This window comes from Pseudoalteromonas sp. P1-16-1b (assembly GCF_001401785.1).
GTDB lineage: Bacteria > Pseudomonadota > Gammaproteobacteria > Enterobacterales > Alteromonadaceae > Pseudoalteromonas > Pseudoalteromonas undina.
Window position 1 is genome coordinate 65,701 of record NZ_LKGQ01000013.1, and the last position, 22,166, is coordinate 87,866.

26 protein-coding genes are annotated in these 22,166 nt (G+C 40.7%); 7 read left to right on the forward strand and 19 right to left on the reverse strand.

The genetic code is table 11. The features are described 5' to 3' along the window. From AN392_RS10880 to AN392_RS10905, 6 genes are all read right to left on the reverse strand, one after another. The gene (locus AN392_RS10880; protein WP_008465590.1) at positions 1–273 is read right to left on the reverse strand and encodes a lipid asymmetry maintenance protein MlaB; all 273 of its coding nucleotides are present in this window, start codon (positions 271–273) and stop codon (positions 1–3) included. A 162-nt stretch (positions 274–435) separates the two neighbouring features. After that, entirely contained in the window at positions 436–1,053 is a 618-nt protein-coding gene (locus AN392_RS10885; protein WP_055012740.1) for an SCO family protein, read from the reverse strand. Continuing rightward, the gene (gene cyoE / locus AN392_RS10890) at positions 1,050–1,979 is read right to left on the reverse strand and encodes a heme o synthase (protein WP_010392393.1); all 930 of its coding nucleotides are present in this window, start codon (positions 1,977–1,979) and stop codon (positions 1,050–1,052) included. The genes AN392_RS10885 and cyoE overlap by 4 nt, the downstream gene beginning before the upstream one ends. Positions 1,980–1,991: 12 nt before the next feature. Beyond that, the gene (locus AN392_RS10895) at positions 1,992–2,981 is read right to left on the reverse strand and encodes a heme A synthase (protein WP_054202824.1); all 990 of its coding nucleotides are present in this window, start codon (positions 2,979–2,981) and stop codon (positions 1,992–1,994) included. A 12-nt stretch (positions 2,982–2,993) separates the two neighbouring features. Continuing rightward, positions 2,994–3,488, reverse strand: coding sequence for a hypothetical protein (locus tag AN392_RS10900; protein WP_054202823.1), 495 nt, complete (start codon positions 3,486–3,488; stop codon positions 2,994–2,996). After that, positions 3,478–4,218, reverse strand: coding sequence for an SURF1 family protein (locus tag AN392_RS10905; protein ID WP_055012741.1), 741 nt, complete (start codon positions 4,216–4,218; stop codon positions 3,478–3,480). The genes AN392_RS10900 and AN392_RS10905 overlap by 11 nt, the downstream gene beginning before the upstream one ends. A gap of 13 nt (positions 4,219–4,231) precedes the next feature. Here AN392_RS10905 and AN392_RS18805 point away from each other — a divergent pair, with 13 nt between their 5' ends. Then, positions 4,232–4,543: a DUF2909 domain-containing protein gene (locus AN392_RS18805; protein ID WP_024602178.1), complete on the forward strand. Its 312-nt coding sequence runs from the start codon at positions 4,232–4,234 to the stop codon at positions 4,541–4,543. Here the strand turns inward: AN392_RS18805 and AN392_RS10910 are convergent. From AN392_RS10910 to lexA, 5 genes are all read right to left on the reverse strand, one after another. Continuing rightward, the gene (locus tag AN392_RS10910) at positions 4,443–5,318 is read right to left on the reverse strand and encodes a cytochrome c oxidase subunit 3 (RefSeq protein ID WP_055012742.1); all 876 of its coding nucleotides are present in this window, start codon (positions 5,316–5,318) and stop codon (positions 4,443–4,445) included. The genes AN392_RS18805 and AN392_RS10910 overlap by 101 nt on opposite strands. A gap of 35 nt (positions 5,319–5,353) precedes the next feature. Continuing rightward, positions 5,354–5,884 (reverse strand): cytochrome c oxidase assembly protein, encoded by a 531-nt coding sequence (locus AN392_RS10915; RefSeq protein WP_055012743.1) that lies wholly within the window; start codon positions 5,882–5,884, stop codon positions 5,354–5,356. Beyond that, a complete protein-coding gene (ctaD, locus tag AN392_RS10920) occupies positions 5,884–7,476 on the reverse strand; it encodes a cytochrome c oxidase subunit I (RefSeq protein WP_010392382.1) in 1,593 nt (530 codons plus the stop codon). The genes AN392_RS10915 and ctaD overlap by 1 nt, the downstream gene beginning before the upstream one ends. Beyond that, positions 7,476–8,618 (reverse strand): cytochrome c oxidase subunit II, encoded by a 1,143-nt coding sequence (coxB, locus tag AN392_RS10925; protein WP_054202822.1) that lies wholly within the window; start codon positions 8,616–8,618, stop codon positions 7,476–7,478. Before coxB ends, ctaD begins: the two co-directional genes overlap by 1 nt. Before the next feature lie 475 nt (positions 8,619–9,093). Next, positions 9,094–9,711 (reverse strand): transcriptional repressor LexA, encoded by a 618-nt coding sequence (lexA, locus tag AN392_RS10930; protein WP_010392379.1) that lies wholly within the window; start codon positions 9,709–9,711, stop codon positions 9,094–9,096. A 188-nt stretch (positions 9,712–9,899) separates the two neighbouring features. Here lexA and AN392_RS10935 point away from each other — a divergent pair, with 188 nt between their 5' ends. Continuing rightward, positions 9,900–10,343, forward strand: coding sequence for a PaaI family thioesterase (locus tag AN392_RS10935; protein WP_008114168.1), 444 nt, complete (start codon positions 9,900–9,902; stop codon positions 10,341–10,343). Between the two features lies 1 nt (position 10,344). Here AN392_RS10935 and AN392_RS10940 read toward each other — a convergent pair whose 3' ends face one another. Further along, a complete protein-coding gene (locus AN392_RS10940; protein WP_008114170.1) occupies positions 10,345–10,725 on the reverse strand; it encodes a hypothetical protein in 381 nt (126 codons plus the stop codon). A gap of 196 nt (positions 10,726–10,921) precedes the next feature. Between AN392_RS10940 and AN392_RS10945 the strand changes: the two genes are divergently transcribed. Both AN392_RS10945 and AN392_RS10950 read left to right on the forward strand, forming a co-directional pair. Continuing rightward, a complete protein-coding gene (locus tag AN392_RS10945) occupies positions 10,922–11,632 on the forward strand; it encodes a hypothetical protein (protein ID WP_055012744.1) in 711 nt (236 codons plus the stop codon). A gap of 91 nt (positions 11,633–11,723) precedes the next feature. Continuing rightward, entirely contained in the window at positions 11,724–12,377 is a 654-nt protein-coding gene (locus tag AN392_RS10950; protein ID WP_055012745.1) for an endonuclease, read from the forward strand. Positions 12,378–12,384: 7 nt separating this feature from the next. Here the strand turns inward: AN392_RS10950 and hmpA are convergent, their stop codons facing one another. Next, the gene (gene hmpA, locus AN392_RS10955) at positions 12,385–13,566 is read right to left on the reverse strand and encodes an NO-inducible flavohemoprotein (RefSeq protein WP_055012746.1); all 1,182 of its coding nucleotides are present in this window, start codon (positions 13,564–13,566) and stop codon (positions 12,385–12,387) included. Positions 13,567–13,586: 20 nt separating this feature from the next. Next, positions 13,587–14,819 carry an NnrS family protein gene (locus tag AN392_RS10960; RefSeq protein WP_055012747.1) on the reverse strand — a complete coding sequence of 411 codons (1,233 nt, stop codon included), beginning with the start codon at positions 14,817–14,819 and terminating at the stop codon, positions 13,587–13,589. A gap of 428 nt (positions 14,820–15,247) precedes the next feature. On the opposite strand from AN392_RS10960, the gene norR reads away from it, so the two are divergent. Further along, entirely contained in the window at positions 15,248–16,813 is a 1,566-nt protein-coding gene (gene norR / locus AN392_RS10970; RefSeq protein ID WP_055012764.1) for a nitric oxide reductase transcriptional regulator NorR, read from the forward strand. A gap of 5 nt (positions 16,814–16,818) precedes the next feature. On the opposite strand, the gene AN392_RS10975 is transcribed toward norR, so the two are convergent. After that, the gene (locus AN392_RS10975) at positions 16,819–17,715 is read right to left on the reverse strand and encodes a LysR family transcriptional regulator (protein WP_010392364.1); all 897 of its coding nucleotides are present in this window, start codon (positions 17,713–17,715) and stop codon (positions 16,819–16,821) included. Positions 17,716–17,832: 117 nt separating this feature from the next. Here AN392_RS10975 and AN392_RS10980 point away from each other — a divergent pair, with 117 nt between their 5' ends. After that, positions 17,833–18,399 (forward strand): NADPH-dependent FMN reductase, encoded by a 567-nt coding sequence (locus AN392_RS10980; protein ID WP_054202817.1) that lies wholly within the window; start codon positions 17,833–17,835, stop codon positions 18,397–18,399. Between the two features lie 7 nt (positions 18,400–18,406). Here the strand turns inward: AN392_RS10980 and AN392_RS10985 are convergent, their stop codons facing one another. Continuing rightward, the gene (locus AN392_RS10985) at positions 18,407–18,850 is read right to left on the reverse strand and encodes a TerB family tellurite resistance protein (RefSeq protein ID WP_055012748.1); all 444 of its coding nucleotides are present in this window, start codon (positions 18,848–18,850) and stop codon (positions 18,407–18,409) included. 95 nt (positions 18,851–18,945) lie between these two features. Here AN392_RS10985 and AN392_RS10990 point away from each other — a divergent pair, with 95 nt between their 5' ends. Beyond that, a complete protein-coding gene (locus AN392_RS10990) occupies positions 18,946–19,326 on the forward strand; it encodes a hypothetical protein (protein WP_010392359.1) in 381 nt (126 codons plus the stop codon). Positions 19,327–19,393: 67 nt separating this feature from the next. Here the strand turns inward: AN392_RS10990 and AN392_RS10995 are convergent, their stop codons facing one another. From AN392_RS10995 to leuC, 3 genes are all read right to left on the reverse strand, one after another. Continuing rightward, positions 19,394–19,990 carry a hypothetical protein gene (locus AN392_RS10995; protein WP_055012749.1) on the reverse strand — a complete coding sequence of 199 codons (597 nt, stop codon included), beginning with the start codon at positions 19,988–19,990 and terminating at the stop codon, positions 19,394–19,396. A 136-nt stretch (positions 19,991–20,126) separates the two neighbouring features. Then, a complete protein-coding gene (gene leuD, locus AN392_RS11000) occupies positions 20,127–20,726 on the reverse strand; it encodes a 3-isopropylmalate dehydratase small subunit (RefSeq protein WP_055012750.1) in 600 nt (199 codons plus the stop codon). Beyond that, positions 20,726–22,126 (reverse strand): 3-isopropylmalate dehydratase large subunit, encoded by a 1,401-nt coding sequence (gene leuC, locus AN392_RS11005; RefSeq protein WP_055012751.1) that lies wholly within the window; start codon positions 22,124–22,126, stop codon positions 20,726–20,728. Before leuC ends, leuD begins: the two co-directional genes overlap by 1 nt. Between the last annotated feature and the right edge of the window lie 40 nt (positions 22,127–22,166).

Genomic DNA, 22,166 nt, shown 5'->3' on the forward strand with positions numbered 1-22,166 from the left:
CTAGTTAGTACTTTCTGAAGCTAAATATTCACTTAAACCGAGTTGTTCAATGGCATTTTTTAATGCGTCACTGCTGCCAACCCAGGCAATTTTTTGATTGATAGTAAGAAGGTGTTTTTGTAGGGCACAAAGGAGTTGAACCGAGGCGGTATCAGCAGACATGACATCGCTAATATCCAGACAAATATCTCGGCTATTATTAAGCTCGCTTAATAAATCTTGATGTAAAACGTCAACCTGAACAATTGAAAGCTCATTTGGTAGTTTAAGCATTTTTAAGCTTTTCCTTATCAACTCAATCCATAACAAAAGCTTAGACCGAGATAAAGAAAACGCCATAAAAACGACTAAAAAATAACTAATTAATTAAAAACAGCTGTTAAAAAACGTAAAAAGGGGCACAAAGCCCCTTGAAAATTGTTAAACCATTAAAAACTAGTTTTTGTAGTAATCTGCTATTTCAATAAATTCCGCTGTTAATTTTGTAGTATTCACCAAAGGCACATCTCCTTGTTTAAATTCGGGCTTAAAAATAGCTCTCAGGGCGCCACTACCATCAACAAGTGCAACCGATGCACTATGATCCACCGCATAGTCAGATTCATCACTATCACTAATTGCATAAATTAATCCCAGCTCTCGTACAAATGGAAATAAGTCTTTATGCTCCCCAGATACAGCTAAAAATTTAGGGTTAAAATAATCTATGTACTCTTTACGCTTTTGAGCAATATCTCGTTTAGGATCAACAGATATAAACCACACCTGCAGTGGATAGTCAGCTTGTAAGTTTTTATAGACATTGTTGAGCTTAGCAAGCGTCATTGGACAAATGTCAGGGCAGCTTGTGTAGCCTAAAAACACTAAGTTCCATTGTTCTAAAAACTGCTTTTTGGTTACTAACTCCCCCTGTTGATCATTTAGCGAGAAATCAGATAACGGTTTTGCAGTTTCGTACACTAATGCATCAAGATCTTGTAAACTTTTTTTATCATCACATGCCGATAAAAAAAGCACCGAAAAAACAATTAACCCACACCATAACTGCTTCATATAACTAGCCATTTATCTATAAATAAGATAACAAAGAGTATCATTAAATGAACAATCGAAAAACGAAATAAATCCATTGCGGTGTCTTCTTTGGCGGCAAATTTTAAGTTAATTGCTTTGTATATAAAGAGTATATTAAGGATACAGGCCCCACTTAAATAAATAAGTCCCGACATACCTATCAAATAGGGTAATACGCACACAATGGCTAATAGCACTGAGTACGCGAGCACACAGGTTTTACAAAAATCAATACCATGGGTGACAGGTAACATAGGGATTTTAGCGCGTTCGTAATCACTTTTACGCGCGATTGCTAACGCCCAAAAGTGCGGAGGAGTCCATGTGAATATAATCATAACCAACAACCAAGGAGCGGCTGCCATTTGATTGGTTTCAGACACCCAACCAAGTAAAGGTGGCATGGCGCCAGCCAAACCACCAATCACTATATTTTGTGGCGTGGCGCGTTTTAAAAACGACGTATAAATAAATGCGTAACCAACAAGTGCAAATAAGGTAAGTATGGCAGTGAGTGTATTTGCCCACAACATCAACATAATAAACCCTGCCACGCCAATAACAGCAGCAAAACTCAATGCGTGTAATTTACTTAAGCGTCCTTTGGCGACTGGGCGGTGGCGTGTACGTGCCATTTTACTATCAATTTCACTATCAACCACATGATTGATAACGGCAGCTGCCGCAGAGAGTAAACCAATCCCTAATAAACTTATGAACTGAACCCCAATGCCTCTACCAACGTCAGGGGCGAGAGCCAAGCCCACCCATGCCGTTAACACCAACATAGCCACCACTTTAAATTTACTGATTGCTAAATAATCTTGGATTAAATGATAACTTTTAGTCAATAACGATGGGCTATAAACGGGCTGCATTGCTTTTTTGTTAATTGTAAGTGCCATAACGATTCCCCTTTAGGTACGGACTTTTAGGTAATAACATAACCTAACCATAGTTAATAACAGTATGGCAGCCATTAAGTTATGCGCCAGCGCAACACTGATCGGAAAGTGAAAATATACTACAGCTAACCCCAACGCTATCTGGCAAAATAACGCTACCAACACACTCACTGTGCAGCTTTTGATTTTTTGTGAATAGGCATGGCTGTATATTCGCCACATAACGAGTGCCAACACAATACAAGTGACCAATGCCCACATACGATGCAGTAAATGAATAGACATACGCGCTTGTTGTGATAACACGCCAAACTCATAATTACTGTGCTCTAACGGTAACTGAAAAACACTACTGAGCGAAAACGGCTGAGCATAGCTACATAGCGGCAAACCATTACAATGTGGCGCGGCATAATTAGCCGCTAACCAGCCACCTAGAGCGATTTGTAAAATAAGTACCGTGAGCGCCACCAAGCTTAGTTTAAAGTGAGGTTTTGCACCTGCGTCCCCACCCGTAATAGGCTGACTGGTCAGCCTTAAGTACAACAACGTTAATAACGCCAAAATGCTAAACCCTCCGAGTAAATGCCCCATCACAATTAGCGGCTGCAGGTTCATAGTCACCGTCCACATACCTAGCGCGGCCTGAAAAATAACAAGCAAAAGCAGTAGCATCGGTAATTTTACAGGCGTAGTTGGATACTGGCGTTTTACAAAAGCCAAAATAAACAACACTAAAATTAATACTCCGAGCGTGCCAGCAAAATAGCGATGAATCATTTCTTTCCATGCCTTTGCTGTTTCAAATATCATATCGGGGTAGCTTTGAATCGCATGCGCAATCTCAGCTTCATGTTTTGGTACGGTTAAAAAGCCATAACAACCAGGCCAATCGGGGCAACCAAGTCCTGCGTCACTTAACCGCGTATATGCGCCTAGAGCTACCACAACTAATGCGAATAAACTCGTTGCTAATACCAAATTTTTATAGTTTTTATACATAGCAGCCTCTACTTAGCTTGAACGAGAGTAATTAAGTAATTTTTTTAGATCTTTCAATAATCCCTTTTGTATCAAACGGTTTTCTTGTGGTTGAGGATTAAATGGATATTCCAGCACAATCAGTCCCATATGGTCGATTAAATATAAACTCGCGGGTTTTAATTGCTGTTGTTCAGCAATCATATGCCAATGCGGCTTCGCAGCTTTGGGTTTCCCCATTATCGCCATATCTACTTTGTGTTGATTTTTGCCAAGGGCAACATATAAATTATCTAAAGCAGCGAGCTGCTCCGAGCAAGGCTCTTCGCATTGTGCTGAATAATTTAAAGCAATGGTCCATTGCTTTGGATTATGCTGCTGCCAATTGTCTAGCTTAATTTCACGCTCTAAAAATTCACCATGGTTAGTAATTGCTGTAGGTAGCCAATCTAGTTTTAACGCGCTGTAAGCCAGCACTAATGGGATAGCGCAACATACAACAAAGAGCAACAGGGGTTTATTTTTCATTATCTATCCTCTTCTTGCTTGCAAAAATAGCAACTACCACACAGGCAATCGCAATTAAAAACCACTGCACTGAGTAGGCATAATGTTTTTCTGGACTCATCACAACAGCTTCATAATGGGGGGCCGCAATCTCATCTTCGTCGCCTTGGCGATAGGCCATAAAGCCCACTAAAGTTCGCTGGGATTGGCTACTGAGTGATTGCAGATCAATGATTTGAATTCGTTTAGCTAAATCTGACTGAGTATTGCTATTAGCTAAGGTAAAGCCACTTAAATTATCTTCTTTAATTTGTGCCGTTAACGTAAATTTACCACTAGGTATTGTCACGTTTGGTAGGGCTTCTCTTGAGCGGCCAGCTTTTACCCAACCTAAATTAACTAATAAAAAGCGCGACTCATGAGGTAATTTTAATAATGTCAGTAAGTCGTATCCAACCTGACCATTATAAATTTGGTTATCGAGCAGCCAATAATTATTGGTATCAAAATAACCACTCAACGAAACTAATACCCCGGTTTTATTCCACTCTTTTGGCAGCTGTTGCAACTGTGCCCAGCTCATAACTCCTTGCTGCTGAATATTTTCAATGGCATTAAGCTGTTGTTGCTTTTGATCTCCGCGCTGTAATTGCCAAAATCCTAAACGCACACAAACTAATACCACAATAACAATCAGGCAAACTGTGATTATTGAGCTAAGCTTTTGTTTGTTAAATACAACTAACTGCATAAGGATAAACCCAGTGATTATTAAAATTATTATTGTTCTACTGTTATTATTTATATTGTTTAATTTATTTCGTGCTTTATTTATTATGGTGTCGGGAAAAACCAATGGACGCCCCATGTCTCACTTTTTAGGGCGTCGGGTGTTATTTTCTGTTGTGGTATTAGTGATGGTAATTGCCGCACTAAAGCTCGGTTTAATTACGGCAAATCAATCACCTTTGCCCACTACAGTACATATACAAAAACAAACAAACATAGCCAAACAACATCAACAAAATGCCAGTACCACGCCGCAGCTTGAAACGCGAAGTGCTTATTTTTTGTAAAGTGGCCTTTTAAAATCCGTAGGAAAACGATTAATAAAATAATGGTACCTAAGGTGACATGCATACCGTGAAAACCGGTTAGCAAAAAGAAGGTATTACCGTAAATTCCCGCATCAAGGGTTAAATTAAGGTCATTATAAGCATAAATATATTCTTCTACTTGGAGCCCTAAAAAGCATACTCCCAGCAAAATAGTTACGCCTAAAAACACCTTAAGTGGCGTGCGTTTGTTATTTTCCATCGCTACATGGGCAAAATGCAGAGTTACCGACGAAGCTAATAAAATAAGGGTATTTATCAGCGGTAACCCTTGCCAGCCCATTGCTTGCGTAGAGGTGCCCCCTGGGGTATTTAACAATGGCCACACAGCCTCAAAAGTAGGCCATAACACTTCGTTAGTCATGGCGTTGTTATCGGCGCCTCCAAGCCAAGGCACAGAAAACATGCGGGCATAAAAAAGGGCCCCAAAAAAGGCCATAAAAAACATGACTTCTGAAAAAATAAACCAGCTCATACCTTGTCTAAATGAGCGATCCATTTGTGCAGAATATAAACCTTGATGCGACTCTTCAATCACATTTTTAAACCAGCTAAACAGCATATAAAGCAATACGGCAATACCCACATACAGTATGTAAATACCACTGCCTCCCTCTTTACCCATATCCATAACTGTTAAGGCTGCCCCTACCGCAATAAAAAATAGCGCCACTGCGCCAACTATTGGCCATGGACTTTGATCAGGTACATAATAATGTTCATATTTTTGATTCATTTCATTTGCTCCTAGTTTTTCACTAGTTTTATAAGCTAGTTATTACTGGCTACTAACTTCTCGCTAATATCAAATACGGTATAAGACAGAGTTAACTCCTCCACATCACTGGGTAACTCAGTATCAACATAAAAAAGTAATTTAAACTCTAACTCCTCGCCAGCCTTCAAAGGTTGCTGGTCAAAGCAAAAACACGCTATTTTGTGTAAATATTTAGCTGCTTTGCCCGGTGCTACCGAGGGGATAGCCTGCATCACTTTGTCTTCATTACTGTTGTTTTTAGCGCTAAACATAACCTCACGCATGGCCCCTGGTTTTACATCTACACTGTATTCTTTAGATTTAACCTCAAAAGGCGCACCACTTTGGGCATGCGTGGTAAAACTAACGCTGACTTCTCTATTCTCAGTAATCAAGGTACTTTGCTGTGCTTGCTCTAACGAGGGCTTACCATTAAGCCCCGTTATATCGCAAAACACGTCATATAAAGGCACCATGGCAAATGCAAAAGCAAACATTGCAATGCAAATAACCACCAGCTTTTTTAATAACGGCAAGTGAGTCATTATTTAATATCCGGCGGCGTTGAGAACGTATGATAAGGCGCTGGTGAATCAACTTCCCATTCAAGCCCTTCAGCCCCATCCCAAACTTTTGCAGGCACTTTATCGCCCCCTTTTGCACATTTATACACAACGACAACGAACAGTAATTGCGATAAACCAAAGGCAAACCCACCTATACTAATAATGGCGTTAAAGTCAGCAAACTGCAGTGCATAATCTGGAATACGGCGTGGCATACCGGCTAATCCCACAAAATGCATTGGGAAAAACAGCACATTTACACTTACCAAGGACAACCAAAAATGCCATTTTGCTAAGGTAATATTGAACATATTTCCGGTCCATTTTGGCAACCAATAATAAGCCCCCGCCATAATAGAAAATACCGCGCCCGTCACCAGCACATAATGGAAGTGTGCAACTACAAAGTAGGTGTCGTGATATTGAAAATCAGCAGGTGTGATCGCCAGCATCAATCCCGAAAATCCACCTAAAGTGAACAATACAATAAATGCGATACTAAACAGCATCGGCACTTCAAAGCTAATAGAGCCACGCCACATAGTTGCTACCCAGTTAAATACTTTTACGCCGGTAGGTACCGATATCAACATAGTCGCGTACATAAAAAACAACTCACCCGCCACGGGCATACCTGTGGTAAACATATGATGCGCCCACACAATAAAGCTCAACAAGGCAATCGAGGAAGTGGCGTACACCATAGAGGCATAACCAAATAGTTTTTTACGTGAAAAAGTAGGAACAATCGTAGAGATAATGCCAAAGGCAGGCAAAATCATAATATAAACTTCAGGATGACCAAAAAACCAAAATATATGCTGGAACATTACCGGATCGCCACCACCAGCGGCGTCAAAGAAGCTGGTCGCGAAGTATTTATCGGTGAGTACCATAGTAACTGCACCAGCAAGTACCGGCATTACTGCAATAAGTAAAAAAGCCGTGATCAGCCATGTCCACACAAATAACGGTAGCTTCATCCACGTCATTCCAGGGGCGCGCATATTCACTATGGTTACCACCACATTAATGGCTCCCATAATCGAACTAATACCCATTATATGCACCGCAAACACAAACATTGCTGTGTTGTCGTTACTATAAGTGGTGGAAAGCGGAGCGTAGAAGGTCCAACCAAATGCAGGACCGCCACCAGGCATAAACAATGACGCTAACAAAATCAAAAACGCAAATGGTAAAATCCAGAAGCTCCAGTTGTTCATTCTCGGTAATGCCATATCTGGCGCACCAATCATTAACGGAATCATCCAGTTTGCCAATCCAGTAAATGCAGGCATTACTGCACCAAACACCATGATTAAACCGTGCACTGTGGTCATTTGATTAAAAAAGTGAGGATCAACCAATTGTAAACCCGGCTGAAATAACTCAGCCCGAATAACCATAGCCATTGCTCCACCAATCAAAAACATGGTGAGAGAAAAAATTAAATATAAGCTTCCTATATCTTTATGGTTGGTTGTAAATAACCAGCGCTTAAAGCCTGTTGCAGGTTGATGGCCATGATGAGCCTCATTGGAATTAGGTTGTTCTGCAATGCTACTCATTATTTAGCCTCCCCATCAGCATCCAGTGCCGCTTGTATTTCGCTTGGTTGAATTACCTCTCCGGTGTCATTACCCCATGCGTTACGCTTATAAGTAATAACGGCTGCTATCTGCTTAATAGATAATTGCTTTGCGAAAGACTGCATCGCTGTACCTGGTTTACCATGAAGTAAGATATCGATATGACCTTTGATATCACCTATAACTATTGGGCTGCCTTTAAGTGCTGGAAAGACACCCGGCAAACCTAAACCTGTAGGTTGATGACACGCTGCACAGCTCGCCATATAAACTTGCTCACCAAGAGCCATCAGCTCCTCTTTTGGTACCACTTGATCTAATAACGCAGCGTCTGCTTCAGCCGCTTTTTGTTTAGCTTGTTTAGCTTCTGCCAACCACGTTTTGAAGTCTTCTTCTGTTTTTGCTTCTACCACAACAGGCATGAAGCCATGATCTTTACCACACAGCTCTGCACACTGCCCGCGGTAAGTACCTACTTCATTAATATTGGTCCATGTTTCGTTAATAAACCCAGGGTTTGCATCTTTTTTAACTGCAAAATCAGGTACCCACCATGAGTGAATTACATCATCTGAAGTCATTAAAAAACGTACTTTTTGATTAATCGGTAGCACCAGCGGCTTATCTACTTCGAGTAAATAATTCGGGTTTTTATCGGCAAGATTCGTTATTTCATTTTGAGGAGTCGCTAACATTGAATAAAACTCAACGTCCTCCCCCATATACTCGTAATGCCACTTCCACTGTGATCCAGTAATTTTTATGGTGATATCAGCTTTGCTGGCATCCTCCATGGCAATTAACGTTTTAGTCGCAGGAATGGCCATAACAATTAAGATGACAAAAGGAATGGCAGTCCAGAGTATTTCTACTTTGGTACTTTCATGAAACTGGGCAGGGACAGCCCCTTTAGACTTGCGATGATGGATGAGTGCCCAAAACATAATGGCAAACACGATCACCCCAATCACACAACATATTAAAAATATGGTCATGTGCAGTTGGTATACATTATTACTTATATCAGTTACGCCTTTACGCATATTATATTGGCTATTAGCAAGCACATTTTGCGAAAAAACTAACAATATAAGCCACAAGGAAGAACTCAGCTTACCCATGTGACGGCTCCTTTGATGCTATTGCTGACGCAAAGCGAAGAGGCATACGGCTTAAACGCCCATTCGTTATTTTTATTTTTTATAAGGGTGCTGGAGTTACTAAATGTGTGTGCTCAAAACGACAAGGCTGTGAGTTATTTTTATTCCAGCTCTTTAATAACTAGTTAAAAAATAAACAATAAGCAAGGTGAGTATGAAAAATAAACAAGGGGGTTACTTAAAAAAGTGCAGCAAAAAAATATTAACTAATGGGGTAATTAATCTAAGAGTCAGAGTTGGTAAGGGGTAGCTTGAATAACAGCGGAAAAAATATAAAGTTTTATGATTTAAAACAATTAGAATAAATTTGTTTATTTATAAAGTATTTAGCGATTTTTTGAAATAACAAAAAGCGATTCACAAGCAATATCGTACAAAAATAATTCATGTAAAAACAGCGCCTAATCAATATTAAGCGCTAAGTTATGTTTAACTATCACATCCAATCAGCGTTACGAATAACACCCACCGCTAAACCTTCAATATTGAAAGATTCATTCTCCAAGTCTACTTCAATAGCTGAAAACTCGTCATTTTCAGCATGCAGTAATACTTTTCTGCCGGCTTTTTCTAGACGTTTAACCGTAACATCATCATCCACTCGAGCAACAACAACCTGACCATTTTCAGCTACTTGAGTTTTATGTACAGCGAGTAAGTCGCCATCCATAATGCCAATATCTTTCATACTCATGCCGTTAACACGCAGTAAAAAATCGGCCGCAGGTTTAAACATTAAAGGGTCAATTTTACAGTGGCTTTCTACATGCTGTTGCGCCAATATTGGCTCACCCGCAGCAACTCGACCAATTAAAGGTAAGCCCAGTTGCTCTGGCTCTTCTTCTTCAACAAGCTGAATACCCCGGCTCGCGCCCGGCTTCATTTTAATCACACCTTTTTTAGCCAGTGCTTTTAAATGTTCTTCTGCAGCATTTGCACTTTTAAAACCCAGTGTTTGTGCAATCTCGGCACGTGTAGGAGGCATACCAGTGTCTTTAATAAACACTTTGATAAGTTCGAGTATTTGCGCTTGGCGTTTCGTTAATGGTCGCATACAACTGGTTTTCCATACAGTACAATTAACTGTGAGTATATACAGTTATTTAAAAATCGCAAATATAAATTAATACCTCATAAGTGATGATGGCTAAACAATAAGATGCTTTAAAACCCCAATAATAAATGTAATTATTAGCAGCGCATTACCATATTAATTCTCAATTACTTATCCAAGGAGCTAGCATGAGTATTTGGCACCAACCAATTACATTAGAGTTTTGTAAGCAATTAGATCAAGGGATCACTGGCCAAGGCACGCTCATGAAGACCATGGGAATTGAAATCAGTGAAATTGGAGATGACTACTTAGTCGCCACTATGCCGGCAATTCCAGAGCATCATAACCCTATGGGTATAGTGCATGGTGGTGCCAATGTGGTCCTTGCTGAAACCGTAGCAAGTTATGCCGCTAACTTTGTAGTTGATTTCAGTCGATTTTATTGTGTTGGGCAAGAGATCAGCGCAAGCCACTTAAAAGCGTCACGCAACGGCACATTAACGGCTACCGCAAGGGCTTATCATATTGGTAAACGCAGCTCAGTTTGGGATATTAAAATAACCAATAGTCGTAATGAGCTTTGCTGCGTATCAAGAATGACCGCAGCCGTAGTCGAACGAAAAGGTTAAATTACTTTTCCAGAGGGTAAATAGTAACTTCTATGCCTGCGCCAATTGCAGATATGCGTAACAAGGTATCTGCATGCAAGGCCTGATTAAAACATTTTGGCGACGTACCCGACTCAAATCCCATATCAAAGGTTCTACGAGAACAACTTAACCATTGCTTTAATGCATTGCGTGAACACGACTCAATTAGTTCACATAAGTGATTAATTGCTTTATCAGGTGTGGTTATTTCACCAGCTACTTCGATGCGTGCCAGTTGGCGGTATTCGTCTTTATCATAATGTAAAATGGTTGCGACCTTTTTTAAATCAGCAACTAATACGCTAATATCTTGCTTTGACTCGAGCTCTAGATCTACATTTAAAAATTGAATTTCCGACATACAGTTGTGTTACCCCACTTAAATTTCACCGCAAACTTTAACCTAATTTTGCATTTATACCAAATCAACAGCTTATAATTTATTTAATTCCTTTATTAAGCTGCAAGTATTAAAGTAACGGTTAATACAGCTATTAACCTAATGGTAGCTAACTCCATTAGGTGCCTTGCAAAAAATAATAATAATGAGAAAGCGAATGAACAAACGCATTTTTAAAACAGCCCGTAAGCTGCATAAATGGCTAGGCTACTTTTTGGTAATACAAATTTTTGCATGGCTGCTTGGCGGTTTATTTATGAGCGCCATGCCACTTGAAAAAGTACACGGTAAACACCTTGCAAACCGCCAACTAGAAAACCCTTTCAGCCAAGCCGATTACACAGCCTCACTTGATAAAATTATTGCGAATACACCACAACCCCAGCAAATTAATTATAGTCACTTTTTAAATACCCCAGTAATTACAGTAACTACAGCGAGTAAAACCTATAGTTTTAATGGTACAACTGGCGACCCACTTTCAGCACCAAGCAAGGCACAAATAATCACTAATGCCCACGCTCACCTTTTAATTAATGCAAACGTTATAAGCACTAAAAAGCTGGCAACCAGTTTTAGAGAAGCCGGGTTTAAAGAAAATATTTGGCAAGTTAATTTTAACGATATGCTTAGCACCAGCTTATATTTTAATGCTGATAACGGCGAGTTCATTACAGTTCGCAGTAATATTTGGCGAGTGTTTGACTTCTTTTGGATGTTACACATTATGGATTACGATGAGCGCGAGGATTTTAATAACCCGTTACTCATTAGCTTTGCTGCCAGCAGTGTGTTTTTTAGTTTTACTGGTTTTATTTTATTACTGCAAAACATCCGATTAAGAACAAGAAAACGTAAGCTATCCTGAGTTTTTAAGCAGGTTGTACAGAAAACTGATTTACCATTTAGGTTATTCTCTTTAAAATCGCGGCTCCTGTAGTTCACTAAAGTGATAGGATATGCCGCATTTTATTTTTGCGTTATTGCTTTGCGTTGTCAGCTTTAATCTTAATGCTGAGCAATTTACTCGTTTTTCCAGTGCTAAAAAACACTTAATTAAGACCTTACCAACGGATGCAAAAAGTATCTATTGTGGTTGCGACATAAAACGTAAAGGCAAAAAGTTAGTACCCGATGCAACCCATTGTGGTTATGTGCCACGCAACACATTTACCCGCTCAGGTAACGTGAACCAACGCGCTCTGCGAATAGAGTGGGAACATATCGTACCCGCTTGGGAGTTCGGTCATCAGTTACAATGCTGGCAAGATGGTGGACGTAAAAATTGCCGTAAAGTAAGTGCAAAGTTTCGCATGATGGAAGCTGATATTAACAATTTAGCTCCCGCAATCGGTGAAATTAACGCTGATCGTTCAAACTATCGCTTTGGCATGTTAGCCCAAAATGCTAATCAATATGGTCGCTGTGAGGTTAAGGTTAATTTTAAACAACGCGTTATAGAGCCTCCGGTTCATGCACGTAAACGTATTGCCGATGCATACGCTTACATGCAAAAAACTTATGGTTTAAAAATATCAAATAAACAACAAAAGCTGTTTAATGCGTGGCAACAACAAGCTTATGCCGCAAACACCGACAGTAAAAAGCTGTAACTTATGTTTATAATGCTTGGTGTGGTCCAAATATTTCGTAATGAATATTCGAGCTCTGTACACCTAAGTCAAGTAGTTGGCCTTTTACATAAGCCATAAATGAAGCTGGTCCACACAAATAAAATGCCCCTTCGCTAATAGGCAGTGATGCCTCAAGCACAGATAAATCCATAAGACCTGTGTAATCACATCCCCCACCACCTTGATTAAACCAGGTTAAGGTTTTTAGTTGTGGATGCATAGCCGTTTGCTGAGCTAGGTAGTCTTTAAATGAATACTCAAGGCTATTTTCACACGCGTGTAAGTAACTAATCGCTTGATTAGTATTGTCGCTCAATAGCGTTTGCAGCATAGCCATCATTGGGGTTTGGCCAACACCTGCAGAAATAAGCACAACGGGGCTTGTTGCATCTTTCAAAAAGAAATCACCTGCTGGTGGGTATAGCTCTACTAGTGCGCCCTGCTCTAGTGAGTGTAAATAGTTAGACACCACGCCAGGCTGTGGTTGGCACTCTTTTTTAACGCTAATACGATAGTTTTTAGCATTGCTCTTTTGCGAAATAGAATACTGGCGGATCTCTTCATATTCTGCCCCCTCAGGCTTAACTTTAATGCCAAGATATTGTCCTGGCTTGTGGGAAATAACAGCTTTTCCGTCTAAAGGTGTGAGGATAAAGCTGGTTACAAATTCAGACTCAACATGTTTATGAGTAATTTCAAACTTCCGTGTACCTACCCAGCCACCATGATTATTTTTACTGTGTGCATACAACGCTGCTTCTTCGGTAATACAAATATCAGCCAGTAGGTTATAAGCTTCTCGCCATGCGTATTCAACATCAGCTGTAAACTGATCAGGAATAAGCTCTTTAAGTGTGCCGATCAAATGCGCCCCTACAATAGGGTAGTGTTCGGGTAAAATATTCAAGCTGGTATGCTTATGGTTAATTCTAGCTAATGCCTCTTTTAACACGGCTAAATTATCAATATTTTGCGCATACGCAGCCAAGGCATTAAATAATGCAAATTGCTGACGACCCGTTTCTTGGTTAGTCATATTAAAAATATGTTTAAGTTCCGGGTTATGGCTAAACATGCGCTTATAAAAATGATCGGTTACTACTGTGCCCGCTTCTGCAAGTAATGGAGCTGTACTTTTTACAATCTCAATAGTTTTTTCAGATAACATTTTGGTTTCCTATGGGTGAACTAACCACGACGCCCATCAACACGACGTCGCGTTAATATAGGAGTGCAGTGAATTAAAAATAATAAAAAGGCCAGTAACCAAAGCACAGCACTGATCTGCCAAGCTAGGTGTGGCCCAATAAAAGACGGGAGAAAAGTACGAATAATTGCGGCACTAAACACCAATGCAAATGCAAGATTCATAAAACCAGGAATACTAAGTGAGCGACCGGTATGTCCTAGTGATACCCGTGTCATCATGGCTAAAATCATCATGCCGATACCACCAATAGTGATAAAATGCAGAGCGTCTTTAAACAGTATTGCACTGCTATAAAAACTGATTGCCACTAACATTAAACCTATACCTAAAGCTAAATACGCAAAGTGTAACGACCATAATAATGGGACTTTTAGGACTTGCTTGTTCCACCAGCAAACACCGCGAACTAAATGCAAAAACGCTGCACTCATCACAACTAGTGCCGGGTTAATTACAGTGAAAGATAATTTACTAATAAAAAATAATGCTATCGCCAATACCGATAAGTATAAAATAGCTTTATCTATGTTTGGTGTGCGTACTTGCTTAGATAAGCCCAGCCCTTTGGCGGTAAAAAAGGGTAATACACGTCCAGCCACAACCCCCACCAACAAGCTTATAACCAGTACTGCGGTATCAACCATTACAAGCGCTAGCTGCGTTTGGTTTTTTAGCACTAGTATTAAATACAACATATTGAGCGTACATAAAAATGAAAGAATAAATAAAAACAAGTAGTTGCGTTTACTGCTCGCTTTTATCAACATGCTGGCTAACACTATGATTACCAAGAGCCACCAAACAACTTGTAAAATCAGTACCGCATAAACATTAAACTGAGCAATGCTAGGCACAACTACAAAAAAACTAAGCCGTGCACTAAGCCATATTAGGCTAAGCCACATCAATGGTTTACCGTTAATACTTGCAACACCGGTCCATGTTTGTGCTGCAGTAAGTAAAAAGCCAGCCACAACCACGCCCGCAAAACCAAATAACATTTCATGTGCATGCCACAAATTAGCAGGCATAACTAAATGCCACTGTGCATCGCCACTTAAAATAAGTAGCCAATAACCCACAGACAAACACGCTAGTGATCCACCAGCTAAAAAAAAGGGTCTAAACGCCAACATCCATAATGACCATTGTGATACTTGATGAAATGCGACCTGCGCTGGCATAGGTTCGGCTAAGTTTATGGGCTTCATTAGCGCACCTCCTGTCCCAGCCCATGCTGTGCCACACAGCGCAGTACGTAACTCACTTTGACAATAGCCGCGAGAACAATCGTGCTAATGTGTGCAAAAATTTGTACCGGTATAGAAAAGTAGCCTGCATAGGGATAACTTATTAGCAGCGTAATCAACACCCCCAATACGCTAATACATAGCATCTTATTTGCATGAGATAGCACACGGTAATACAGAGAATTAGACTTCACTGAATAATTAACCTGCTCTAAAAAAATACTGCCCATAACAACCCCAATAACTGCTTTCGTTATTTTGTTATTACACAGACCATGCCAATTAAATAAACGCTTTAAATTCAATATATTATTTAATTTCACTTTACAAAAAGAGTCTTTATGACCTATCATAAAAACCAACAAAATACACTAACAGGTCATTTTGACATGAACCAACAACTCAGCCTGACTCAAGTTGCCTTGGAGCTTGCACAAAGCACCTTACATACCCACAGTTTCGAGCAACTTTTAGCCACGGTTGAACGTGTTATTCCAAGTGATGCTAGCGCCTTGTTAATTCGCCAAGGCGAGCAATTAAAGCCTTTAGCGATTAAAGGTTTAATGCCTGATAGCTTAGGCAGGCGTTTTAATATTGCAGAGCATCCTCGTCTTGATGCTATTTGTAATCACCGCTTGGCACTGCAATTTGCACATGACTGCCCGCTTCCAGACCCATATGACGGCTTACTACTAGCTAAAACCGGTGATATTCCAGTGCATGCCTGCTTAGGTTTACCGCTTTATGATAAAGATTCGCTGCTTGGTATTCTGACTTTTGATAGCCTAAACGCTAATGCGTTTGACGGCATTACCGCTGATACGCTTAATACCTTACAAACCTTGTGCAGTGCGCACTTTAAAACAGCCCTAGAGCTTGCCCATTACAAACAACATGCCCAGCACTCAAGTGAATTAGTACAAGAGTTAAACCGTGAGGCGCTCAAGCGTGATGGTGGTGAAATTATTGGCCAAAGCCCAGTAATACAAACCCTTAAAAACGAAATAAAGCTGGTTGCAGCCTCTAATTTTAGTGTATTAATTTTAGGTGATACTGGGGTCGGCAAAGAGTTGGTGGCGCGTAATATTCACTTGCATTCAGCACGCAAAGATCAGCCATTGATCCATTTAAATTGTGCATCACTGCCTGAAAACCTCGCCGAAAGTGAATTTTTTGGCCATGCAAAAGGCGCCTTTACGGGGGCACAAAATGCTCGCCAAGGTAAGTTTCAATTAGCCGATGGCGGTACCTTATTTTTGGATGAAATAGGCGAGCTACCACTGGCAATGCAAAGTAAATTATTACGGGTACTGCAAAGTGGCGAAGTACAAACCGTTGGTGAAGATGAACTTAAATATGTTGATGTTAGAGTGATTGCAGCCACTAACCGTGATTTGAAACACGAAGTAGAACAGGGGCGATTTCGCGCCGACTTATATCATCGCCTAAGTGTGTACCCGTTAAGCGTGGCGCCGTTAAAAGCCCGTGATGAAGATGTTATTTTATTAGCCGGTTATTTTTTGGAAAAAACAGCTCGTAAGCTTGCGATTAAACAGCTAAAACTCAGCATTGAAACGCAATTACTGCTAAAAAAATATGACTGGCCTGGCAATGTAAGAGAGCTGGAACATGTTATTAATCGCGCCGCATTAAAAGCTAAACAGCATCAATGGCAGCAACCAATTATTACTATTGAGCCAGAGCATTGCGAGCTAAATTTAAGCGCTGTTAACACCTTAGCTCTTGAACACTCAAACCAGCTTGCAACCACACCTTTAACAAACAACATTTCGTTAAAACAAGCCACCGATACTTACACTCAGCAGCTTATTATACAGCAACTTAAACAACATAATTATAACTGGGCAAGCACAGCGCGTAGTTTACAGGTCGACCGCGCTAACTTAACACGGCTAGCCAAGCGCTTGGGTATTTCAGTTAAAAAATCGTTGTAGCTTTTTTAACTTAATTTGCGCTGCTTAAAATAGGTTTTTAATAACTGACTAAACGCTTGCACTTTCGCAGTACGATGCACTAAATGATGCGTCACTAACCATAAGTCAGTAGGCCAACTAAGTTCGTTAGGTAATACAGGCACTAAATCAGAGTATTGCGCTGCAACATCATGTTGTAATCCGCCAATCCCTAGCCCCTTAACGATGGCGCGAGTAGCCTCTGAGGTTTCTGATACTCTAAGTTTAACTTGCGACGAGGGAATATTTTCATCAACCCACGAAAAATATGGCACTTTGCCATTATACCCAGCCACACCCGAGACAAAATTATGCACCGAGAGTTGTGCTAACGTTTGTGGCAAGCCATAACGACTAATGTAATGTTTTGAGGCATAAAATCCTGACGAGAGTGCCGCCAAGTGCTGCGCAATATAATCACCTTCATCCGGTCTAGGGCCTGCTCTTACAGCGATATGTGCTTGGCCATGGTCTAAGCGCAAACGCTTTTGATCCATAATCACTTGTAATTGCACTTGCGGATGCAAGGTTTGAAACTGCTCGCATACCTCACTTAATACATCTATAAAACCACTCACAGTGGTGAGTAACAAACTACCTTGTAAGGTACTATCTGCTGCAATTATGTCACTGTGTAAACGCTCTAGCTCACCGTTAATTGCTTGTGCTGTGGTAAATAACTTAGCGCCAATCTCTGTGACTTTGTAGCCACGAGCATGGCGGTGGAATAATCGCGCATTTAAGCTTTTTTCTAAGTTATTAATTCGTCTGAGCACCGTGCTATGATGCACATCTAGCGCTTCGGCTGCTGCAGTTAAAGTACCTAACCGCGCCACCTCAAAAGCAACCTTAAGATCTTGCCAATCATCAAATTGAATTGCCATGGTAACCACTCTTCAAACTGTGCATATATGCACACAAGTTTTGCGTTTATTTGGCTTTTCTGCAAGTGATTATTTGTTAAAGTCATACCTATAGATAATCAGCATCAGGATCAACTCATGACTACACCAAAAATTATTGCCCTAGCAGGTAGCTTACGTAAAGACAGCTTCCATCAAAAACTTATTAATGAAGCTGCACGTTTTGCACTAGAAAGTGGCGCTGAAGTGGAAGTGATTAAACTTGCAGACTTAGCCATACCAATGTTTGATGAAGATTTAGAAGCACAAGGCACACCAGCCGGCGTACAACAATTAAAGGACAAACTGCGCACAGCCGATGGTATTTTACTGGCCAGCCCAGAATATAATGGTTCTATTACCGCGGTGTTAAAAAATGCCATTGATTGGGCATCGCGCACCGAACAAGGCGCAGAGCCTGCATTTGCAAATAAAGTAACCGCATTATATGCAGCATCACCAGGTGGACTTGGCGGCTTACGTGGCTTAAATCACGTGCGTGATATTTTATCTGGCATTGGCAGTTTAGTATTAGCCAATCAATTAGCTGTACCGGCTATTCATACTTTGTTAGACGAAAACGGCCGTATTAACGACCCTGCTACCGCTGAAAAAGTAGCCGGCCTTGCGCAGCAGTTGGTTAGCGTAGCAAGTAAACTAAAATAAACATTCGCTACAACTTTGTTGCTGCAAGCTTTGCAGCAATAAAGTCTTCATGGGTAACGTACAATAGGTTTGCAACACGACGAATAACGTATTCTTCTTGTGGATCAAGTTCACCATCTGAGTATGCTAATCGCCAGAGTAGTTCAACTATTTCAATGCGCTGCTTTGCACTGCATTGATTATTAATTTGCTTTGAAAATTGAAAATAATCAATGGCGTCATCTAAGCTCGAACTTGCCTGCTCAGTTAGCTCATCGACTGCTTCATCAGTTAAATCAAAATACTTTTTTAATGTCAGACTTAGCGTATGCTGCTCATCTGCCTGTAAATCGTTATCCGCTCGCATTACCTCAATTAATAACGCGGCAACCGCTGTTTTTAAATCATGTTGTTCAATATCATAATCTTGCTGATCAATACTCGAAAAAAGCTGTTTAATTTGCTTGAGCATCACATTTCCCCTTTTTGGGTGTTAGACTTATATCATAACGGGTGTAATAGATATGCTGATCACACTACCCAAAATCAAGATGGAGTTAAAGGTTTATGAGCAGAAAAGCAAATCATTATATATATGGAAGTATTAGCTGGGTATTTTTAACAGCGTGTTCGAATGTGTCGGCAGAACAAACTGAAATGCAGCGACTCTATGACTTTGATGAAAAGGTGCATTACAAGCAAACTCAAATAGACACTAACAATTACCACTTAGAAATACAGTCTGATGACTATCCACATTTTAGAAACCAAAGTGTGTTTTTATTGCGCCACGCAAACCGTTTATGTCGCGATAACCCTTTCATGTTAAAAGTAACTGAAGGCGTGCAAGAGTATGAGCGCTTTCCAACTAAACCACGCGCTTATCAGCCACCACTGAGTGTATTTGTGCAGTGTGAAATGCCTGCAGAAAAAACCTCAAAGAAATAACACCTCGTTATGCTTCCATAAAACCACTGAGCGTTAAAACAGCCAGTGGTTTTAATATAAAAAAAGATTAGTTAACACCATATCCCCATGGTGCAGCCGGTGGTGTGATAGGCTTAGTTAAATCAAAGTCAACGCGGAATTCGCGACCTTGGCGAATGAGTCGGTAAGTGAACTTTTCAGGGTAAATATACATTTGCCATGTATTGCCAACCGATTGTGGTATGCCTTGGCTAACAAATAACTCTTTTGAATACTGATCAGCAGGGAATGACTGCATGTTAGCAAACCCCGCATCAAGCGTATGGCCACCATACATAGTTGATACATCATCAGTACCATCTTTATGGCGGTGATCGTGCTTTAGGCTCAACCCACTGCCTGTTTTTGTGATGATCCACGTACGTGAGGCATCATCACCCACATGAAACGGCACTTGTAGCTCACGTTCATTACACTTACGCACATGCATAACTAATTTTTTATCGGCAAATGAACTCGGCCCTGTGGCATTATCAACCGTTACTTTACCTTCAAAAGCTTTACCACAATGGGCAGCAATATTATCAAAAAAGCCATCATGGCTTGGAATTGATACTAAAGGCGCTGGGCGTGCTATTGCAGCGGTTGATGAAAGCATTAATGCTGCAGCTGTTAATAATTTCATAATGTATCCCTAAACATGTAAAAAATTAGCTTAGCGTTTAAACAAACACAAAGACAGTAATCACGATGAACAGCATCTGACAGCAATAAAAAACGCGGCTTATGCCGCGTTTCATTATTTAATAACTTTTAAGCCACTATTGCCAAGGACGCTCAGCGGCAAGTTTTGCTTCAAACGCATCTATTTGCGGATTCAGGGTCTCGGTTACACCGATAAAGTCTAAGCCACTTAATAAACGCTCTTTCACGTCTTTGCGAATATCAAAGCTGATTGGCGCAAATTTATTGCTGCGCAATTGCTGGTTTTCTAAATCCACATCAATGTGAATATCGTCATGCTGCTCACTTAACACAAATAAGTCTTCTAATATTTGCGCTGGCAATGCAATAGCAAGCATTTGGTTATTACCACAGTTATTAAAGAAAATATCAGCAAAGCTTTCAGCCAAAATCACTTCAAAACCATATTGTTTAAGCGCCCATGGTGCGTGCTCACGTGATGAACCACAACCAAAATTATCGCGGGTTAGTAGTATTTGCGCGCCTTGATAGCAAGGACGGTTCAAAATAAAATCAGGGTTTGCCTCGCCATTATCTAAATAACGCCAATCGTAAAATAGCGCAGCATCAAAACCATCACGGCTGGTTGAAGTTAAAAACTGCTTTGGAATAATTTGGTCGGTATCGACGTTGTTTTTATCAAGTGGGGCCATTAAGCCACTAAAATAGATGCTCATTAGGCTTCTCCTCTAATATCAACAAAGTGGCCATGTATTGCTGCCGCTGCCGCCATTGCTGGGCTCACTAAGTGTGTACGCCCGCCTCGCCCTTGGCGTCCTTCAAAATTACGGTTAGATGTAGATGCACAGCGTTTACCTGCGCCTAAACGGTCGTCATTCATTGCTAAACACATAGAACAACCCGGCTCACGCCATTCAAACCCTGCAGCTTTAAATATGTCGGCAAGGCCTTCATCTTCTGCTTGCTGTTTAACCAAACCTGAGCCCGGAACAATTAATGCCTCTACGCCAGCAACCACTTGCTTGCCTTCAACAATTTTTGCTGCGGCGCGTAAATCTTCAATGCGACTGTTGGTGCATGAGCCAATAAATACTGTGTCTACTTTGGCAGTTGATAACTTATCGCCCGCTTTTAAACCCATGTATTTAAGTGCACTACGAATAGCATCAGCTTTAATTAAATCGGTTTCTTTTTCTGGATCTGGAATACATTCGTCAACGCCAATCACTTGCTCTGGGTTAGTCCCCCAGGTGATCTGTGGTTGAATATTAGCAGCATCTAGCTCTACCTCTAAGTCAAAGGTTGCGCCATCATCAGTTTTTAAGGTTTCCCAGTAGGCAACAGCGGCGTCAAAATCAGCGCCTTTTGGTGCAAATGGGCGCCCTTTTAAGTACTCGTAAGTGATTTTATCTGGGGCAATTAAACCTGCCTTGGCACCCATTTCAATACTCATGTTACACAGTGTCATGCGCGCTTCCATCGAAAGCGCCTCTATGCCTTCACCACAAAATTCAGCCACATAACCCGTACCACCAGCAGTGCCTAGTTTACCTATAACCGCCATAATTAAATCTTTAGCAGTTACTGTTGGGCGTAACACACCGTTAATTTGAATTTTTAACGACTTAGCCTTTTTTTGCTGTAGCGTTTGCGTAGCTAATACGTGCTCAACTTCTGAGGTTCCAATACCATGGGCAAGCGCTCCAAACGCGCCGTGGGTTGAGGTATGACTATCGCCGCATACTATGGTGGTGCCTGGCAAAGTGATCCCTTGCTCTGGGCCAATCACATGTACTATACCTTGATTTACTGAATTTAGGTCGTACAGCAAAATACCAAATTCTTTACAGTTTGCATCCAGTGCCATTAGTTGATTTTTAGAGACTTCGCTGGCTGCATCTAATGAACGGCTTTTAGTTGAAACATTATGATCCATGGTCGCAATGGTTTTTTCTGGACAGCGCACTTTACGATTTTTTTCACGTAAACCTGCAAATGCTTGTGGCGACGTCACTTCGTGTACTAAATGACGGTCAATATAAAGTAAATCGGTTTGCTCGTTGATGCTGGCAACCGTGTGTGCTTGCCAAATTTTATTGTATAAAGTTTGAGCCACTTGCTAACTCCCTGATCTGATTGAGCCACAACCTAACGGT

Coding starts and splice junctions, on each gene's coding strand:
- AN392_RS10895 (WP_054202824.1), bottom strand. CDS start 2,981: ATGTATAAAAACTATAAAAATTTGGTATTAGCAACGAGTTTATTCGCA.
- AN392_RS10995 (WP_055012749.1), bottom strand. CDS start 19,990: ATGAAATTATTAACAGCTGCAGCATTAATGCTTTCATCAACCGCTGCA.
- AN392_RS10960 (WP_055012747.1), bottom strand. CDS start 14,819: ATGAAGCCCATAAACTTAGCCGAACCTATGCCAGCGCAGGTCGCATTT.
- AN392_RS10975 (WP_010392364.1), bottom strand. CDS start 17,715: ATGGCAATTCAATTTGATGATTGGCAAGATCTTAAGGTTGCTTTTGAG.
- leuD (WP_055012750.1), bottom strand. CDS start 20,726: ATGAGCATCTATTTTAGTGGCTTAATGGCCCCACTTGATAAAAACAAC.
- AN392_RS10915 (WP_055012743.1), bottom strand. CDS start 5,884: ATGACTCACTTGCCGTTATTAAAAAAGCTGGTGGTTATTTGCATTGCA.
- lexA (WP_010392379.1), bottom strand. CDS start 9,711: ATGCGACCATTAACGAAACGCCAAGCGCAAATACTCGAACTTATCAAA.
- hmpA (WP_055012746.1), bottom strand. CDS start 13,566: ATGTTATCTGAAAAAACTATTGAGATTGTAAAAAGTACAGCTCCATTA.
- AN392_RS10950 (WP_055012745.1), top strand. CDS start 11,724: ATGCCGCATTTTATTTTTGCGTTATTGCTTTGCGTTGTCAGCTTTAAT.
- norR (WP_055012764.1), top strand. CDS start 15,248: ATGAACCAACAACTCAGCCTGACTCAAGTTGCCTTGGAGCTTGCACAA.
- AN392_RS10905 (WP_055012741.1), bottom strand. CDS start 4,218: ATGCAGTTAGTTGTATTTAACAAACAAAAGCTTAGCTCAATAATCACA.
- ctaD (WP_010392382.1), bottom strand. CDS start 7,476: ATGAGTAGCATTGCAGAACAACCTAATTCCAATGAGGCTCATCATGGC.
- AN392_RS10990 (WP_010392359.1), top strand. CDS start 18,946: ATGAGCAGAAAAGCAAATCATTATATATATGGAAGTATTAGCTGGGTA.
- AN392_RS10885 (WP_055012740.1), bottom strand. CDS start 1,053: ATGAAGCAGTTATGGTGTGGGTTAATTGTTTTTTCGGTGCTTTTTTTA.
- cyoE (WP_010392393.1), bottom strand. CDS start 1,979: ATGGCACTTACAATTAACAAAAAAGCAATGCAGCCCGTTTATAGCCCA.
- AN392_RS10910 (WP_055012742.1), bottom strand. CDS start 5,318: ATGAATCAAAAATATGAACATTATTATGTACCTGATCAAAGTCCATGG.
- AN392_RS10900 (WP_054202823.1), bottom strand. CDS start 3,488: ATGAAAAATAAACCCCTGTTGCTCTTTGTTGTATGTTGCGCTATCCCA.
- AN392_RS10980 (WP_054202817.1), top strand. CDS start 17,833: ATGACTACACCAAAAATTATTGCCCTAGCAGGTAGCTTACGTAAAGAC.
- coxB (WP_054202822.1), bottom strand. CDS start 8,618: ATGGGTAAGCTGAGTTCTTCCTTGTGGCTTATATTGTTAGTTTTTTCG.
- AN392_RS10940 (WP_008114170.1), bottom strand. CDS start 10,725: ATGTCGGAAATTCAATTTTTAAATGTAGATCTAGAGCTCGAGTCAAAG.
- AN392_RS10935 (WP_008114168.1), top strand. CDS start 9,900: ATGAGTATTTGGCACCAACCAATTACATTAGAGTTTTGTAAGCAATTA.
- AN392_RS10985 (WP_055012748.1), bottom strand. CDS start 18,850: ATGCTCAAGCAAATTAAACAGCTTTTTTCGAGTATTGATCAGCAAGAT.
- AN392_RS10945 (WP_055012744.1), top strand. CDS start 10,922: ATGAACAAACGCATTTTTAAAACAGCCCGTAAGCTGCATAAATGGCTA.
- AN392_RS10880 (WP_008465590.1), bottom strand. CDS start 273: ATGCTTAAACTACCAAATGAGCTTTCAATTGTTCAGGTTGACGTTTTA.